Genomic DNA, 14,521 nt, shown 5'->3' on the forward strand with positions numbered 1-14,521 from the left:
GCGGGTGCCCTCTTTGCATGTCATGCCACTCTTGTCAGGCGTTGCCCTGAGTCTTGAGCCTGAGCTCGGCGGCAAAATCGAGCATGCGATCCAGCGGGAGCAGTGCCTTCACCCGCAGGGCTTCATCCACCAGGATCTCGTGACGCTCGGCGCCATCGGTCAACGCCTCCTTGATCGCCACCAGACCGTTCATTGCCATCCAGGGACAGTGGGCGCAGCTGCGGCAGGTGGCACCATCGCCACCGGTCGGCGCCTCGACCATCTCCTTGTCCGGACAAGCCTGCTGCATCTTGTAGAAGATGCCGCGATCAGTCGCCACGATCAGCTTCTGCTGAGGCAGTTCTTTGGCCGCCTTGATCAGTTGACTGGTGGAGCCCACCGCATCGGCCAACTCAATGACCGAGGCCGGAGATTCCGGATGCACCAACACAGCCGCATCCGGGTTCTGCTCCTTGAGCTCGCGCAGGGCTCGGGCCTTGAACTCGTCATGGACGATGCAGTGGCCCTGCCAGCGCAGCATCTGGGCGCCCGTCTTCTTCTCGATATAGGCGCCGAGGTGCCTGTCCGGGCCCCAGATGATCTTGTGACCCTGGCTGTCGAGGTGTTCGACTATCTCAAGCGCAATGCTGGAGGTCACCACCCAGTCTGCCCGCGCCTTCACCGCAGCCGAGGTATTGGCATAAACCACCACTATGTGGTCGGGGTGGGCATCGCAGAAGGCCGAGAATTTATCGCTGGGGCAGCCCAGATCGAGGGAACACTCGGCCTCCAGGGTCGGCATCAACACCCGCTTGTGCGGGCTCAGGATCTTGGAGGTCTCCCCCATGAAACGCACCCCGGCCACGATCAGGGTCTGGGCGGCGTGATCCCGGCCAAAACGGGCCATCTCGAGGGAATCACCGACGAAACCACCAGTGGCCTCGGCCAGCGCCTGGATCTCGGGATCCGTGTAGTAGTGGGCAACCAGCACAGCCTGGCGCGCTTCAAGCAGTGCCTTGATGTCTGCGATCAGGGTCGTTTTCTGCTCGGCGGTCAGCGGGGCCGGTTTGACCGGGAACGGGTAGTCCATCTCGACCACCGGAGGGATACTGCTCAGTGCATTGCTCATTGCGACTGTTCCATCAAGGCTCGGAAAGGCAAAAATTATAACCAGAAGCTGGCCACAAACCCATCAACAAATCCGGTGATACGCAAGTGTCCAGATACCCTCACGTGATTCGTTGTCATTCTTGCCAAAAGGAGTTTTCGAATGAAACAACGCCCACTCAACACCAAGCGGTTGCTCACCATGGGGCTCTTCCTGATCAGCTGGGCGGCATGGTGCAGGGCAACCAGCAGTAGATGAGCACCGGCATCACCCGCTCGGCCAGTACGGTCGAGGGCACAGAGCACTCCTTCGAAGCACTCAGCCCGGTGGTGGCCCAGATCCAGCGGATCCACGCTCACATCAGCCTGGTCACCACAGCGGCCAAGGAGCCGAGTACCGTCAGCGATACCATCAACCAGAGCCTGCCTGATGCGCATGGGGGATGCCGCCGCCCCTGGGCCAGCCATCGCCTGAGCGAGGAGCTGGCGCAGGCCTCGACCCCCCAGGCAACCCAGCTGGATCGTCTGAGAATCTGATGAGCAACAGCCATAAAAAAAGCCCGCATCGTTGCGGGCTTTTCGATCTGGTGGTCGTTACTGGGATCGAACCAGTGACCCCCTCCTTGTAAGGGAGGTGCTCTCCCAGCTGAGCTAAACGACCTGGGATTCTTGAAATGATGGTGGGTCGTGCTGGATTCGAACCAGCGACCAATTGATTAAAAGTCAACTGCTCTACCGACTGAGCTAACGACCCATCTAAATCATTTTTTACAAACTGGTGGTCGTTACTGGGATCGAACCAGTGACCCCCTCCTTGTAAGGGAGGTGCTCTCCCAGCTGAGCTAAACGACCTGGGATTCTTGAAATGATGGTGGGTCGTGCTGGATTCGAACCAGCGACCAATTGATTAAAAGTCAACTGCTCTACCGACTGAGCTAACGACCCATCTAAATCATTTTTTACAAACTGGTGGTCGTTACTGGGATCGAACCAGTGACCCCCTCCTTGTAAGGGAGGTGCTCTCCCAGCTGAGCTAAACGACCTGGGATTCTTGAAATGATGGTGGGTCGTGCTGGATTCGAACCAGCGACCAATTGATTAAAAGTCAACTGCTCTACCGACTGAGCTAACGACCCATCTAAATCATTTTTTAAACTTTTTACTGCAAATATGGTGGTCGTTACTGGGATCGAACCAGTGACCCCCTCCTTGTAAGGGAGGTGCTCTCCCAGCTGAGCTAAACGACCTGGGATTCTTGAAATGATGGTGGGTCGTGCTGGATTCGAACCAGCGACCAATTGATTAAAAGTCAACTGCTCTACCGACTGAGCTAACGACCCATCTAAATCATTTTTTACAAACTGGTGGTCGTTACTGGGATCGAACCAGTGACCCCCTCCTTGTAAGGGAGGTGCTCTCCCAGCTGAGCTAAACGACCTGGGATTCTTGAAATGATGGTGGGTCGTGCTGGATTCGAACCAGCGACCAATTGATTAAAAGTCAACTGCTCTACCGACTGAGCTAACGACCCATCTAAATCATTTTTTTACAAACTGGTGGTCGTTACTGGGATCGAACCAGTGACCCCCTCCTTGTAAGGGAGGTGCTCTCCCAGCTGAGCTAAACGACCTGGGAATTCTGTCTCCACCTGGTGGAGAAATGGTGGGTCGTGCTGGATTCGAACCAGCGACCAATTGATTAAAAGTCAACTGCTCTACCGACTGAGCTAACGACCCTCACCACGACCAGAACCGGCTGCAATACTGCACCTGCCCTGACGGCGGCCTATATTACGGATTTATCATCCTGGCGCAATAGAAAATTCTTAAATTAAATCTGATTGTTCACTGCGCATACAAAGCAGGGCCGTATTTACAAGACTGTTACGAAAACAGTGACATACGGCAATGCTACAACTTGCTCAGACTCTGCTTGGCCAATTGGGCCGGCGAGGTGTTGGGGTAGCCCTTGATCACCTGCTCGTAGAACGCTTTCGCCTCGGCCTTCTTGCCATCCAGCTGCGCCAGCATCCCCAGCTTCAGCAGGGCATCTGCCCGCTTGGGGGACTTGCTGAACTTGTTCGCTACGGTAGAGAACTGGGCCGCAGCACCTGTCCTGTCACCCTTGTTGAACAACAGCTGGCCGAGCCAGTAGTGGGCATTCGGGACATAGCCCGAGCTTGGGTACTGCTTGATGAACCCTTCAAAGGCGGGAATGGCCTTGTCGTAGTTCTTGTCCTTCAGCACCATGTTCACGGCCGCATCATAGGCCTGGTTCTCATCCAGATTGGCGGAGTAGTTGGCCACTGCCGCCGGGGCCGCACCGGCCGCCGGTGTGGCGGGGGCAGCGGCAGGCTGACTGTTGGCTACCTTGTCGAGCTCCTGGTAGAGCTGGCGCTGACGCTCTTGCGACTGCTCCATCTGGTAGGTTTGCTGTTCCAGCTGGCCGCGCAGCTCGGAGACCTCCCCTTGCAGGGAATCCACCTGTTGCTGCAACTCGGCCTGCAGGCGCAGGCGGGCATTCAGGGTGCGCTCCAGCAAGGCGACCCTGTCTTCCAGGCTGCCTGTGGGCATAATGGCGCCATTGTTGCCGCTAAGGGCCACGCCACCACCGCCACTGAGATCGCTCACGGGCGCAGCCGCCTGAGCGCTCAGTGCAAATAAAACGGCCATCACAATAGTCGCTTGCTTATACACGAGCTTCATTCGGAATAAACCTTAGTGTTTAGTGCAAATAAAACGGCCATCGAAATGGCCGCTTGCTTAGACACGAATGTCATTCAGATCAAACCTTAGTAAACCAGAACCGCACGGCGGTTTTTGGCAAAGGCTTCCTCGGTATGAGACAGATCCAGCGGCTTCTCTTCGCCATAGCTGACGATGGACAGCTGCTCGGCCTGCACACCCAGGGTTTGCAGATACTTGGCGACAGCCTTGGCACGACGCTCACCCAGCGCGATGTTGTATTCCGGAGTACCGCGCTCATCGGCGTGGCCTTCGATCAACACCTTGACGGACGGACGCTCACGCAGGTAGCTGGCGTGTGCATCCAGCAGATCAGCGTACTGACCCTGAATGTCATAACCATCAAACGGGAAGTGGATCACGTTGTCGCGTTGCAGTGCTTCGAACTTCTGACGCATCTGCTCTTCCGGGGACAACATGCCATTTGCGCCACCGGTTTGTACACCGCCCATGCTGTCGGTCATGCCTGACTCGGCGCCAGCTGCGTCGGAATCAGAAGAGGAACTACAAGCGGCCAGGGTGAACAGTGGCAGTGCGATGGCCAAACCCTTGAGCAGTTTATTGAGTTGCATGCTATTTCCTTAAACCTTTATAACAAAACAAAAAACAATCGAATTTTTATCAATTCAAGAAGGGCGACCAAGCTGGTGCACGAATTTCACCGCTACTGGTCGGAAGCACAGCCTTGAAGCGACCATCAGTCGACACCAACGCGAGACTCTTACGACCTTGATAGATGGTGGCATAGATGATCATGCTGCCATTGGGAGCCACACTTGGCGACTCATCCAGAGCACTCTGAGTCAATACCAACATTGCTCCGCTTTCCATATCTTGACGAGCGATGCGATATTGTCCCTGAACCCGGGTCACCATCACCATGGACTTGCCGTCCGGTGTGACAGAGGCACCCTGGTTGGATTCTCCTTCCCAGGTCATCCGGCGAGTGACGCCAGTCGCCAAATTTACGCTATAAATCTGGGGTTTGCCACCACGTTCAGAGGTGAAAATCAAAGTTTGCCCGTCCGGCATCCAGGCCGGTTCAGTGTCGATCACACGGGTATTTGTCACTCTTGTCAGCTGCTTGCTTGCAACATCAATGACATAGATATCAGGCTGACCCTCTTTGGACAACACAATAGCCAATCGACGACCGTCAGGAGACCACTTTGGTGCCCCATTGATGCCGCGAAAACTGGAGATCAGGCTGCGCTGCTGGGTGTAGATATCCTGCACATAGATTTCAGACCTCTGGTTCTCAAAGCTCACATACGCCAGCTTGCTACCGTCCGGCGACCAGGATGGCGACATTAGCGGCTCGCGAGAACGCAACAGTGTCTTCTCGTTGTAACCGTCGTAATCGGCAATACGCAGCTGATACGGGAATTGAGTACCGCGCTCGATGGAGACATAGGCGATCCGGGTCAGGAAAGCACCCCGCTCCCCCGTCAGACGCTCATAGACGATGTCAGAGATACGGTGGGCAAACTGGCGCATCTGGGCACCTGGAATGGTCGCCATGCGGCTATCCAGGATGTAACCGTTGCTCTCGCCGCCCTGGGTCTTGGCCAACTGTCCCTTCAGCACGTCGACCAGCTCGAAGTTGATCTTGTAGGTACCGTCACCCACAGCAGCAATGGAACCGACCACCACAGCCTCAACCCCTTGGGACGCCCAGGGCGCGAAGTTGATCTCGCCACTGGAGCTCGGGGTCTGCGGCATCTGGCTACGAGCCAGCGGTTTGAACTTGCCACTGCGCATCAGATCGTTGGAAACCACTTCCGCGATGTCCTGCGGCAGTTGCCCGTTCCCTTCCCACTTGAAGGGGGCGACGGCGATAGGACGTGCGCTATCTATACCGCCGGTGATGACGATGTCCAGGGCCGCCTGGGCACTCTGGCCCAGCAACAAACAGCCAACCAAAGCAAAAAATACTTTTCTGATCATGGCTTAAATACTCGGTTCCAATAAAAATGAGAGGTTAAATTCCTTTCTCAGCAAGACGCTGCCTGACCCCGTTTTATCATGCTTAGATGCTAGGTTCTAACTTGAGGTTGAACTCCTTCAACCTCTCGAATGCCGCAGGATCCTTCGGCACTGGCAGTTGACTGGCCTTCAATACCGCCGCTTTGCCGGAACGGCAGACCGCCGGGTCACCCTGGCCGTTATCTACCGATATGACAAAGCCGGTGCTGGCAAGACGTACGCCGATAGTACATGTTTTACCCCGCATGGTGGGATCCAAAATCATGTAACGCTCGACCGTTGCCTTGATCAAGGCGACATATTTATCAACCTCGCCCTGCGCCTGCGCAGATGCAGCCTGACTGCGGGCATTGGCCTCAGCCGACAGCTGCTGCTGCATCATGTCTTCCATCTCTTTTTGCAGTTTGGCCTCTTCAGCCGCCTTGCGCTTGCGCTCCGCCGCGATCTTGGCTTGCTTGTCAGCCTCGGCCTTGGCCTTCTTCTCTGCGTCAGCTTTTGCCTTCTTGGCGGCCTCTTCCTTGACCTCCTTGGCTTTCTTGTCCGCTTCAGCCTTGGCCTGTTTCTCGGCCTCTGCCTTGGCTTTTTTGTCCGCCTCGGCTTTGGCTTTCTTCTCAGCCTCCTGCTTGGCCTTCTTGTCGGCTTCCGCTTTCTTGGCTGCCTCCGCCTTGGCCTGCTTCTGTTCGGCCTCTTGCTTCTCTTCCTGTTCCTTTTTCTTCTTCAGCGCCAGCGCCTTGCTCTCGGCTTCTGCCGCCTTACGCTCAGATTCCGCCTTCTTGGTTTTCTGCTCTTCCAGCTTGCGGGCTTCCTCAGCTTTCTGGGCCTTCTCTTTCGCCTGCTTCTGCTCGGCGACCTGCTTCTGTTTTTCGGCCTCTGCCTTGCGGGTTGCCTCTTCGGCTTCCTTGCGCTTGGTTTCGGCGATGCGCTGCCGCTCCTGCTGCTGGGCCAGCTCGCGCTTGGCGATATCCGTGTCTTCCTTGTCCTTCTCTTTCTCTACCTTCTGAGGCTTGGGCTGAGATTTCTGCTGCTGGATCTGCTTGGCCTGCTCGTTGAGGAAGTTCTCGTCGAGCATGACGGCATTGACGATCTGTCCCTTCGACTCGGGCCGCTTCGGTTTGCTGAAGTCGACCCCGACCAGCAAAATGATGCCGATGATCAGGTGCAGCAGTAACGACGCGATGAGATAACCGGAAATACCACGCTTCACGTCCATCTCCGTCAGTTCACCGGATCTGTCATCAGGCCAACCTGAGGCACGCCCGCATTTTTGAGGGCGACCATCAGCAGGATCACTTCTTCGTAGCGCACGGACTTGTCACCGGCCACCACCACAGGGGCATTCTGGTTGATGGCCAGATACCCCATGGCTTTCTCGGTGATGTATTGCTGCATCGCCTCGGGCGTACCGCTCGGCACCGGCTCATCGTCGGCCTCACCGGCCTTGATGACGTACTCGCCTTCGGTATTGACGCTGACGATGAAGGGGGGCTTGGCATCTTCCGGCAACTGCTCGGATTCCGCCTGCGGCAGGTCAACCTTGACCCCTTGCGTGATCACGGGCGTCACCGCCATGAAGATGATAAGCAGCACCAGCATGACGTCGATATAGGGAACCACGTTGATCTCGCACACCTTCTTGCGCCGGATCCGCTGATAGGTTTGCATTACTGATCACCCTGCTGCTGTGCAATTTGACGGTTCAGTATGGTGGTGAACTCGTCCATGAAGTTGGCGTAGGCGTTCTCCAGCTTCTCTACTTTGTTGGTAAACCGGTTATAGAAAATAACCGCAGGAATGGCCGCGAACAGGCCCATGGCGGTGGCGATCAGCGCCTCTGCGATACCCGGGGCCACCATCTGCAGGGTAGCCTGCTGCACCTGACCCAAGGCGATAAAGGCGTTCATGATGCCCCATACGGTACCAAACAGACCTATGTAAGGGCTGATGGAGCCGACGGTCGCCAGCACTGGCAAGTTGGACTCCAACTCGTCCACCGCGCGGGAAAGAGATACCCGCATAGCACGGTAGGTACCATCCATCACCGCATCCTGACCACGAGCGCCGGCCTTGAGCAGGCGAGCATACTCCTTGAAGCCGGAATAGAAGATGTCCTCCATGCCTTCGATGTCATCGCGGCGAGAAGAGGACTCCTGATAGAGACGGTTAAGGTCGACCCCGGACCAGAATCTATCCTCAAACTGCTCCGATGCGATATTGGCCGCCTTGATGACCTTGGAGCGTTGGAAGATCAGCGCCCAAGAGACAACCGACATCCCCATCAGGGTCATCATGACCAGTTTTACCAACAGGCTGGCTTGCCAAAACAGGCCAATAAACGAAATTTCAGCGTGCACTTAACAGCACTCCCTTCACATTTTCAGGTATTGCAACAGGTTTCATATGCGGATGACTGACACAGGCTATCTGTACCATGGCCTGGGTGATCAGTCGTCCATCAGCCGCCAGTATCCGTTGTGAGAAGCGCAGGGATGCACGTTTCACTTCAGTCACTTGCGTTAACACAGTCAAAAGCTCATTAAAACGGGCCGCCGAGCGGAAATCGATCTCTGTTCGACTCACCACAAACGCGTGTCCGTCACGCAGCAGAACATCCTGTTCGATGCCACCGGCGCGCAGAAACTCGGTGCGAGCACGTTCCATAAACTTGAGATAATTGGCGTTGTAGACGATGCCTCCGGCATCGGTGTCTTCGTAGTAGACACGCACCGGAAACTCAGAGACTTCACCCATAGCAATCTGTGATCCATTCGACAGTCAGATGGGGGGCTATCATAGCGCAGGGCTGAATAGGAAAGAAGCAGGGGGAGACAGGGAAATCCTGCCTCCCCCCGTTTTTTATGAAAGGAAATAGCCTTGAGTCAACCAGAGCCCATATAACAAACTGGGCCAGGCGAGCCAAGGGCAAAACAGTACGCGGCCTATGAGGCTGTGGGGATGAAATCCCAGCCCGTGCATCACGCCGCAACAGACCGCCCACATCAGCCAGGGAGCAAGCCAGAGGCCGTGTTCACTGGTGTTGGCAGCGACCAAGTCAGGGGCCTGTAAAATGGCGACCGCCAACAGGGCTGCCGCAACCAGCATCAACCCCTGCCAGGGTTGGCGCTCTAGCGGAGCGGCCAACCGGGCGAGTCGATCACTTGTGTTCATCGATCTGACGATCCATGTTCTCGGTGTGTTCCAGCCAGAGCGCATTGATGATGCCAAACGCACAAGCCAGCAGCAGACCCAGGAACCAGGTGAAATACCACATATCAGGACTCCTTCTTAGTAGAGCGATTGTTGGTTGTCTTCGATGTGCTTGCTGGTCACCCGGCCAAACATCTTGATGTAAGTCCAGATGGTATAGGCCAGCACAATCGGTACCAAGATAACTGCCACTACGGTCATCACTTGCAAGGTGTTGAACGATGCAGTGGCATCCCACATGGTCAGGCTCAGTGAGGGCTCAAGACTGGAGGGCATCACGAACGGGAACATGGAGAAACCTGCGGTCAGGATCACACCGGTAACCGCCAGAGATGAACTGGTAAATGCTACCCAGCCTTTATTCAGCTTGGCAAACAATGCAGTCAACAGGCTCATGGAGAGACCCAGTACTGGCGCGACTATCATCCAGGGGTAAAGGGTGTAGTTGTTCATCCAGGCACCAGCCTCACGCACCACTTCCTTGTTCATGGGATTGGAAACTGCATCGGTTGCAGCAGCCTTGACCACCACATAGCCCTCCATACCACTTACCCAGAAACCGGCCAGACCAAACAGGACCAGAGTCAGCAGGGAGCAGACCATGGCAGCGGTGCGGGAGCGAGCCAGCACTTCACCGTCGGTCTTCATCATCAACCAGGTAGCGCCTTGGGTAAGCAACATGAACAAGCTCACCAGACCGGCTAGAATGCCAAACGGATTAAGCAGGCCAAAGAAGTTGCCATGATAGGTCAACATCATGAACTGATTGAACTCGAACGGAACACCTTGCAGCAGATTGCCAAATGCCACACCAAAGATGATAGGCGGCACGGCGCTACCGACGAATAAGGCCCGATCCCAGTTGTCGCGCCATCTGGCATCAGCACGCAGAGAACGGTACTTCAAGCCGACCGGACGCAAAAACAACGCCATCAGGGTCAACATCATGGCGATGTAGAAGCCGGAGAAGGTCGCGGCATACACCATTGGCCAGGCTGCGAACAAGGCACCACCGGCAGTGACCAGCCAAACCTGATTGCCTTCCCAGTGCGGGCCCATGGTATTGAGCATCACGCGACGCTCTACATCCTTCTTGCCGACGAAGGGGAGCAGTGCGCCTACCCCCATGTCGAAGCCATCGGTGATGGCGAAACCAATCAGCAAGACGCCGACCAGAGCCCACCAGATGACACGCAGTGTTTCGTAATCAAACATGGTCGCTCTCCTTATGCCTTGAGTTGTTCAAAGTGATACTTGCCAGTCTTCAGGCTGCTGGGGCCTAGGCGGGCATACTTGAACATCAAGTACATCTCGATAACCAGAAGTACGGTATAGAACAGGAAGATCCCGATCAGGGAGAACCAGATCTCGGACGCAGGCACGTTGGATGCGGAGAGGGACGTTGGCAGTATCTCAGCAATGGTCCACGGTTGACGACCATACTCGGCGACAAACCAGCCCGCCTCGCTGGCGATCCAGGGTAAAGGTATGCCCCACAACAGGGCTTTGAGCAGCCACTTGCGCTCACCGATACGGTGACGGGCACTGTCATAGAAGGCCAAACCGATCAACACCAGCAGCACCATGCCGCAGGCAACCATAATGCGGAAAGCGAAGAACAGCGGCAGCACCCGTGGGATGGAGTCATCCACAGCGGCCTGGATCTGTTCGTCAGTCGCGTCGATCACATTACTGGTGTGGAGCTTGAGCAGCAGACCGTAGCCCAGATCCTGCTTCACTTCATCGAAGCGAGCGCGGGTGTCTTCAGACTTGTCACCTGATTGCAGCTTGGTCAACAGATCGTAAGCAGTCATACCATTGCGTATACGCAACTCATGCTCGTTTTTCAGATCTCTCAGACCCGTTACCTGACCATCCAGCGAACGAGTAGCAATAATACCCAGCGCAAAAGGGATCTTGATGGCGAAGTCGGTACGCATCTTTTCCTGATTCGGAATACCGAACAGGGTAAATGCGGCCGGAGCCGGCTCAGTATCCCACTCAGCTTCGATAGCAGCCAGTTTCACCCTCTGTACTTCACCGGTCTGGTAACCGGATTCATCACCCAGGATCACCACTGACACGATGGAAGCCATGCCAAAGGCAGCTGCAATGGCAAAGGAGCGACGGGCAAACGCCACATCACGATTCTTGAGCAGGTAGTAGGAAGAGATACCCAGCACAAACATGGCACCCGTGGTATAGCCCGCCGCGACCGTGTGGACAAACTTGACCTGAGCGACCGGGTTGAACACCACGTCGGCGAAGCTCACCATCTCCATCCGCATGGATTCGAAGTTGAACTCGGCACCGACCGGGTTCTGCATCCAACCGTTGGCAACCAGGATCCAGAGAGCGGAGAGGTTGGTCCCCAGCGCCATCAACCAAGTTGCAGCCAGATGCTGATGCTTGCTCAGACGATCCCAGCCAAAGAAGAACATACCGACGAAGGTGGACTCCAGGAAGAAGGCCATCAGCCCTTCGATAGCCAGCGGGGCCCCGAAGATATCGCCGACATAATGGGAGTAATAAGCCCAGTTAGTCCCGAACTGGAACTCCATGGCCAGGCCTGTGGTTACCCCCAAGGCAAAGTTGATACCAAACAACTTACCCCAGAATTTGGTCATATCCCGGTAGATGGTGTTGTTGGTCATCACATAGACAGATTCCATGATCGCCAGGATAAAGGCCAATCCCAGCGTCAGGGGTACAAACAAAAAGTGATAAAGGGCCGTCGCAGCGAACTGGAACCGCGATAGGTCTACCACATGCTCAGCAATCATGATGTTTCCTCACCGATTATTGGCACGGCTATTTTAAGTATAAGGACAAAGCTTCCGTTGGAAGTCCACGAATTATCGGTCACGCTCCAGTTTGCACTGAAGACCGGTTTCGATCGCCACCCACATTAACAACAAGGCAATAAACAGGAACGAAAAAAGCTAATGATTAACAATTGCAAAACAATCAGGCTTGCTTTATTCCCGCTCACAATGACCGGTGTTTTATATCACCTTTATTTGATTGAAATCAATGTAAAACCATCATCAATACATGCCTTTCAAAGGAACTTTTACGTCACGCTTCATTTAATTTGGAGAGCTGCGTCACAAAAAACACCAAATCGCAAATCATTGATTTAAATCAAATTTAATATCAACTTCAATAAGTGAAGCTTCTGTTAAAAAACAGCACTCAAGCAGATTTTCATAATGTTTACCTACTCTTGGATACTCGCCGCGAAACCCAATTAAAATTCAGTAAATCAATATGTTTATGCAAGCAAAACACCCCAGCAATTGATTAGTTAATCTAATCCATACTTGGTAATTTTTCTTGTTTGTCCGAGTCCGATATACCTCCTACAATGCGTCTCGCAGTGAGGGCATACCTTGGGTACAGGCCGGTCAATCTGGGTTTTTGGTACGTATACGACGCTCATTTCGAACCTGTCTATTGGAATGTAAGATGAAAAAGTTTGTTGCTACAACCATCCGTTACTACAAGCTTTCGTTCGTTCAGCTCTATCAAATGAATCGACTCTGAGGCCTCGCGACGGCTCCTCTGTTTCTTCCGGTCTGCGTCCAGACGCACTCACTGTCTGTGAACATCCATCCTGAATTGTCTTTGCCCACCGCCTGTGCCGTGGGCTTTTTTATGCCCAGATAACAAAAAACCGCCCTTGATGGCGGTTTTTTGTTCAAACAGCTATTTTCACCTTTCATCTGGCCGTTGCAGGCCAAAATGTGCATAAGCTCTTGGTGTCGCCATCCGCCCTCTAGGTGTACGTTGCAGGTAACCCTGCTGGATCAAATAAGGCTCCAGCACATCCTCGATGGTATCTTTTTCTTCACCGATAGCCGCCGCCAGGTTATCGAGCCCCACAGGGCCCCCCATAAACTTGTCTATGAGAGCCAACAATAGCTTGCGGTCCATGAAGTCGAAGCCTTCATTGTCCACGTCCAACATATCCATGGCTCGGGCCGCTATGGGTCCGTCAATCCGGCCATCAGACTTAACCTGGGCAAAGTCGCGCACGCGACGCAACAGACGGTTGGCAATTCGCGGCGTACCGCGAGAGCGTCGAGCCAATTCCAGGGCGCCGTCATTGGTCATCTCCAGCCCCAGGCAACGGGCGCTGCGAGAAACGATATCGGTCAGATCCTTGACGTTATAGAACTCCAGCCGCTGCACTATGCCGAAACGATCCCGCAGCGGGCTAGTCAGGGAGCCGGCCCGGGTCGTGGCACCGATCAGGGTAAAGGGAGGCAAATCGAGCTTGATGGAGCGGGCGGCAGGGCCTTCCCCTATCATGATGTCGAGCTGGTAATCTTCCATCGCCGGATAGAGCACCTCCTCCACCACCGGACTCAGCCGGTGAATTTCATCGATAAACAAAACGTCGTTTGGTTCTAGGTTGGTTAGCAGCGCCGCCAGATCGCCTGCTTTTTCCAGCACTGGGCCTGAGGTGGTCTTGATGTTGACCCCCATCTCGTTGGCGACGATGTTCGCGAGCGTGGTCTTGCCCAGACCTGGCGGGCCGAAGATCAGCAGGTGATCAAGTGCCTCACCACGCTGGCGCGCCGCCTCGATGAAGATCTCCATCTGCTCACAGACGGGATCCTGACCGGTATAATCGGCCAGCATCTTTGGCCGTATGGCCCGATCAATGACCTCATCCTCACGCACACCAGTGGCAGAGATGAGACGGTCCGCTTCAATCATTGCCTACCTCACACCAGACTACGCAGGGATTCACGGATGATATCCTCAACCGACATCCCATCGATGGCTATCTTGCTGACGATCTGGCTGGCCTGCTGCGGCTTGTAGCCCAGAGCCACCAGCGCGCTGGCCGCCTCTTCGCTCGCATCGGGCGCCCGCAGCTGGCTCTCCTTGGCTGGCAGGCTGATCTCGGCCGGCGAGAAGAGATCGTGGCTAACCCAGCCCTTGAGCCTGTCCTTCATCTCCACCACCAGCCGCTCGGCAGTCTTCTTGCCCACACCAGGCAATTTGACTAGCGAGCTTATCTCCTCGCGCTCGACACTCAGCACGAACTGGGTGGCTGTCATGCCGGAGAGGATAGCCAACGCCAGCTTGGGGCCGACGCCGTTGGTCTTGATCAGCTCGCGAAACAACGCCCGCTCCTGCTTGTGATTGAAGCCATACAGCAGCTGGGCATCTTCACGCACCACAAAGTGGATGTGAATGGTCGCTTCCTTGCCGATCTCGGGCAGATCATAGAAGCAGCTCATGGGCATCTGTACCTCATAGCCCACGCCCCCGACTTCCAGCAGCACCTCGGGGGGTTGTTTCTCAATGACTACGCCTCTCAAGCGACCAATCACGACTCTCTCCTCGCCAAACCATCTATCTGTAAATTGGGTCATAGCATAAAGAATAACTGGATAAGTATCCAGCATAGGGCGGCGATGGATGAGAGAGGATTCTCGGCATTCTGACACTTTCGGAGCCATGCTTGGATCGGATCTGGGCAGTAA

At 55.0% G+C, this 14,521-nt stretch carries 15 protein-coding genes and 12 tRNA genes; 1 reads left to right on the forward strand and 26 read right to left on the reverse strand.

The window, feature by feature from the left end:
• Positions 1-34: 34 nt before the first annotated feature.
• Positions 35-1,108, reverse strand: a complete 1,074-nt coding sequence (gene nadA, locus WJM78_RS17355; RefSeq protein ID WP_212512777.1) for a quinolinate synthase NadA — start codon at positions 1,106-1,108, stop codon at positions 35-37.
• 233 nt (positions 1,109-1,341) lie between these two features.
• Between nadA and WJM78_RS17360 the strand changes: the two genes are divergently transcribed.
• Complete coding sequence (locus WJM78_RS17360; protein ID WP_339010816.1) at positions 1,342-1,623, forward strand: hypothetical protein; 282 nt, start codon at positions 1,342-1,344, stop codon at positions 1,621-1,623.
• A gap of 48 nt (positions 1,624-1,671) precedes the next feature.
• On the opposite strand, the gene WJM78_RS17365 is transcribed toward WJM78_RS17360, so the two are convergent.
• The 25 genes from WJM78_RS17365 to ruvA form a co-directional block, all read right to left on the reverse strand.
• Positions 1,672-1,747: transfer RNA gene (locus WJM78_RS17365), tRNA-Val, on the reverse strand.
• A gap of 17 nt (positions 1,748-1,764) precedes the next feature.
• Positions 1,765-1,840 (reverse strand) — tRNA-Lys (locus WJM78_RS17370).
• A 22-nt stretch (positions 1,841-1,862) separates the two neighbouring features.
• Positions 1,863-1,938: transfer RNA gene (locus WJM78_RS17375), tRNA-Val, on the reverse strand.
• Positions 1,939-1,955: 17 nt separating this feature from the next.
• Positions 1,956-2,031, reverse strand: a tRNA-Lys gene (locus WJM78_RS17380).
• 22 nt (positions 2,032-2,053) lie between these two features.
• Positions 2,054-2,129 (reverse strand) — tRNA-Val (locus WJM78_RS17385).
• Between the two features lie 17 nt (positions 2,130-2,146).
• Positions 2,147-2,222 (reverse strand) — tRNA-Lys (locus tag WJM78_RS17390).
• Positions 2,223-2,257: 35 nt separating this feature from the next.
• Positions 2,258-2,333: transfer RNA gene (locus WJM78_RS17395), tRNA-Val, on the reverse strand.
• Positions 2,334-2,350: 17 nt separating this feature from the next.
• Positions 2,351-2,426 (reverse strand) — tRNA-Lys (locus WJM78_RS17400).
• Positions 2,427-2,448: 22 nt separating this feature from the next.
• Positions 2,449-2,524 (reverse strand) — tRNA-Val (locus WJM78_RS17405).
• 17 nt (positions 2,525-2,541) lie between these two features.
• Positions 2,542-2,617 (reverse strand) — tRNA-Lys (locus tag WJM78_RS17410).
• Positions 2,618-2,640: 23 nt separating this feature from the next.
• Positions 2,641-2,716: transfer RNA gene (locus tag WJM78_RS17415), tRNA-Val, on the reverse strand.
• Between the two features lie 30 nt (positions 2,717-2,746).
• Positions 2,747-2,822: transfer RNA gene (locus WJM78_RS17420), tRNA-Lys, on the reverse strand.
• A 174-nt stretch (positions 2,823-2,996) separates the two neighbouring features.
• Positions 2,997-3,791 carry a tol-pal system protein YbgF gene (ybgF, locus tag WJM78_RS17425; RefSeq protein WP_339010818.1) on the reverse strand — a complete coding sequence of 265 codons (795 nt, stop codon included), beginning with the start codon at positions 3,789-3,791 and terminating at the stop codon, positions 2,997-2,999.
• 86 nt (positions 3,792-3,877) lie between these two features.
• Entirely contained in the window at positions 3,878-4,402 is a 525-nt protein-coding gene (gene pal, locus WJM78_RS17430; protein WP_339010820.1) for a peptidoglycan-associated lipoprotein Pal, read from the reverse strand.
• A gap of 49 nt (positions 4,403-4,451) precedes the next feature.
• A complete protein-coding gene (gene tolB / locus WJM78_RS17435) occupies positions 4,452-5,777 on the reverse strand; it encodes a Tol-Pal system beta propeller repeat protein TolB (RefSeq protein ID WP_339010822.1) in 1,326 nt (441 codons plus the stop codon).
• Positions 5,778-5,859: 82 nt separating this feature from the next.
• On the reverse strand, positions 5,860-7,026 hold the full coding sequence (gene tolA / locus WJM78_RS17440) for a cell envelope integrity protein TolA (protein ID WP_339010823.1): 1,167 nt from the start codon (positions 7,024-7,026) through the stop codon (positions 5,860-5,862).
• 5 nt (positions 7,027-7,031) lie between these two features.
• Positions 7,032-7,478 carry a protein TolR gene (gene tolR, locus WJM78_RS17445; RefSeq protein WP_042036135.1) on the reverse strand — a complete coding sequence of 149 codons (447 nt, stop codon included), beginning with the start codon at positions 7,476-7,478 and terminating at the stop codon, positions 7,032-7,034.
• Complete coding sequence (tolQ, locus tag WJM78_RS17450; RefSeq protein WP_212512812.1) at positions 7,478-8,155, reverse strand: protein TolQ; 678 nt, start codon at positions 8,153-8,155, stop codon at positions 7,478-7,480. The genes tolR and tolQ overlap by 1 nt, the downstream gene beginning before the upstream one ends.
• 1 nt (position 8,156) lies before the next feature.
• Positions 8,157-8,564: a tol-pal system-associated acyl-CoA thioesterase gene (ybgC, locus tag WJM78_RS17455; RefSeq protein WP_042036138.1), complete on the reverse strand. Its 408-nt coding sequence runs from the start codon at positions 8,562-8,564 to the stop codon at positions 8,157-8,159.
• Between the two features lie 105 nt (positions 8,565-8,669).
• Positions 8,670-8,981: a cyd operon YbgE family protein gene (locus WJM78_RS17460; RefSeq protein WP_042036139.1), complete on the reverse strand. Its 312-nt coding sequence runs from the start codon at positions 8,979-8,981 to the stop codon at positions 8,670-8,672.
• Positions 8,968-9,084, reverse strand: coding sequence for a cytochrome bd-I oxidase subunit CydX (cydX, locus tag WJM78_RS17465; protein WP_042036140.1), 117 nt, complete (start codon positions 9,082-9,084; stop codon positions 8,968-8,970). The genes WJM78_RS17460 and cydX overlap by 14 nt, the downstream gene beginning before the upstream one ends.
• Before the next feature lie 14 nt (positions 9,085-9,098).
• Positions 9,099-10,235 (reverse strand): cytochrome d ubiquinol oxidase subunit II, encoded by a 1,137-nt coding sequence (gene cydB / locus WJM78_RS17470; RefSeq protein ID WP_339010824.1) that lies wholly within the window; start codon positions 10,233-10,235, stop codon positions 9,099-9,101.
• Between the two features lie 11 nt (positions 10,236-10,246).
• A complete protein-coding gene (locus WJM78_RS17475) occupies positions 10,247-11,803 on the reverse strand; it encodes a cytochrome ubiquinol oxidase subunit I (protein WP_042036142.1) in 1,557 nt (518 codons plus the stop codon).
• Between the two features lie 931 nt (positions 11,804-12,734).
• Positions 12,735-13,745 (reverse strand): Holliday junction branch migration DNA helicase RuvB, encoded by a 1,011-nt coding sequence (ruvB, locus tag WJM78_RS17480; protein WP_042036143.1) that lies wholly within the window; start codon positions 13,743-13,745, stop codon positions 12,735-12,737.
• A gap of 8 nt (positions 13,746-13,753) precedes the next feature.
• On the reverse strand, positions 13,754-14,368 hold the full coding sequence (gene ruvA, locus WJM78_RS17485; RefSeq protein WP_108536100.1) for a Holliday junction branch migration protein RuvA: 615 nt from the start codon (positions 14,366-14,368) through the stop codon (positions 13,754-13,756).
• Positions 14,369-14,521: the final 153 nt, after the last annotated feature.

It is taken from the genome of Aeromonas popoffii, assembly GCF_037818705.1.
GTDB lineage: Bacteria > Pseudomonadota > Gammaproteobacteria > Enterobacterales > Aeromonadaceae > Aeromonas > Aeromonas popoffii.

Bases quoted from the DNA above. Each gene is read 5' to 3' on its own strand.
- nadA (WP_212512777.1), bottom strand. From the start codon at position 1,108: ATGAGCAATGCACTGAGCAGTATCCCTCCGGTGGTCGAGATGGACTAC.
- WJM78_RS17360 (WP_339010816.1), top strand. From the start codon at position 1,342: ATGAGCACCGGCATCACCCGCTCGGCCAGTACGGTCGAGGGCACAGAG.
- ybgF (WP_339010818.1), bottom strand. From the start codon at position 3,791: ATGAAGCTCGTGTATAAGCAAGCGACTATTGTGATGGCCGTTTTATTT.
- pal (WP_339010820.1), bottom strand. From the start codon at position 4,402: ATGCAACTCAATAAACTGCTCAAGGGTTTGGCCATCGCACTGCCACTG.
- tolB (WP_339010822.1), bottom strand. From the start codon at position 5,777: ATGATCAGAAAAGTATTTTTTGCTTTGGTTGGCTGTTTGTTGCTGGGC.
- tolA (WP_339010823.1), bottom strand. From the start codon at position 7,026: ATGGACGTGAAGCGTGGTATTTCCGGTTATCTCATCGCGTCGTTACTG.
- tolR (WP_042036135.1), bottom strand. From the start codon at position 7,478: ATGCAAACCTATCAGCGGATCCGGCGCAAGAAGGTGTGCGAGATCAAC.
- ybgC (WP_042036138.1), bottom strand. From the start codon at position 8,564: ATGGGTGAAGTCTCTGAGTTTCCGGTGCGTGTCTACTACGAAGACACC.
- WJM78_RS17460 (WP_042036139.1), bottom strand. From the start codon at position 8,981: ATGAACACAAGTGATCGACTCGCCCGGTTGGCCGCTCCGCTAGAGCGC.
- cydX (WP_042036140.1), bottom strand. From the start codon at position 9,084: ATGTGGTATTTCACCTGGTTCCTGGGTCTGCTGCTGGCTTGTGCGTTT.
- cydB (WP_339010824.1), bottom strand. From the start codon at position 10,235: ATGTTTGATTACGAAACACTGCGTGTCATCTGGTGGGCTCTGGTCGGC.
- WJM78_RS17475 (WP_042036142.1), bottom strand. From the start codon at position 11,803: ATGATTGCTGAGCATGTGGTAGACCTATCGCGGTTCCAGTTCGCTGCG.
- ruvB (WP_042036143.1), bottom strand. From the start codon at position 13,745: ATGATTGAAGCGGACCGTCTCATCTCTGCCACTGGTGTGCGTGAGGAT.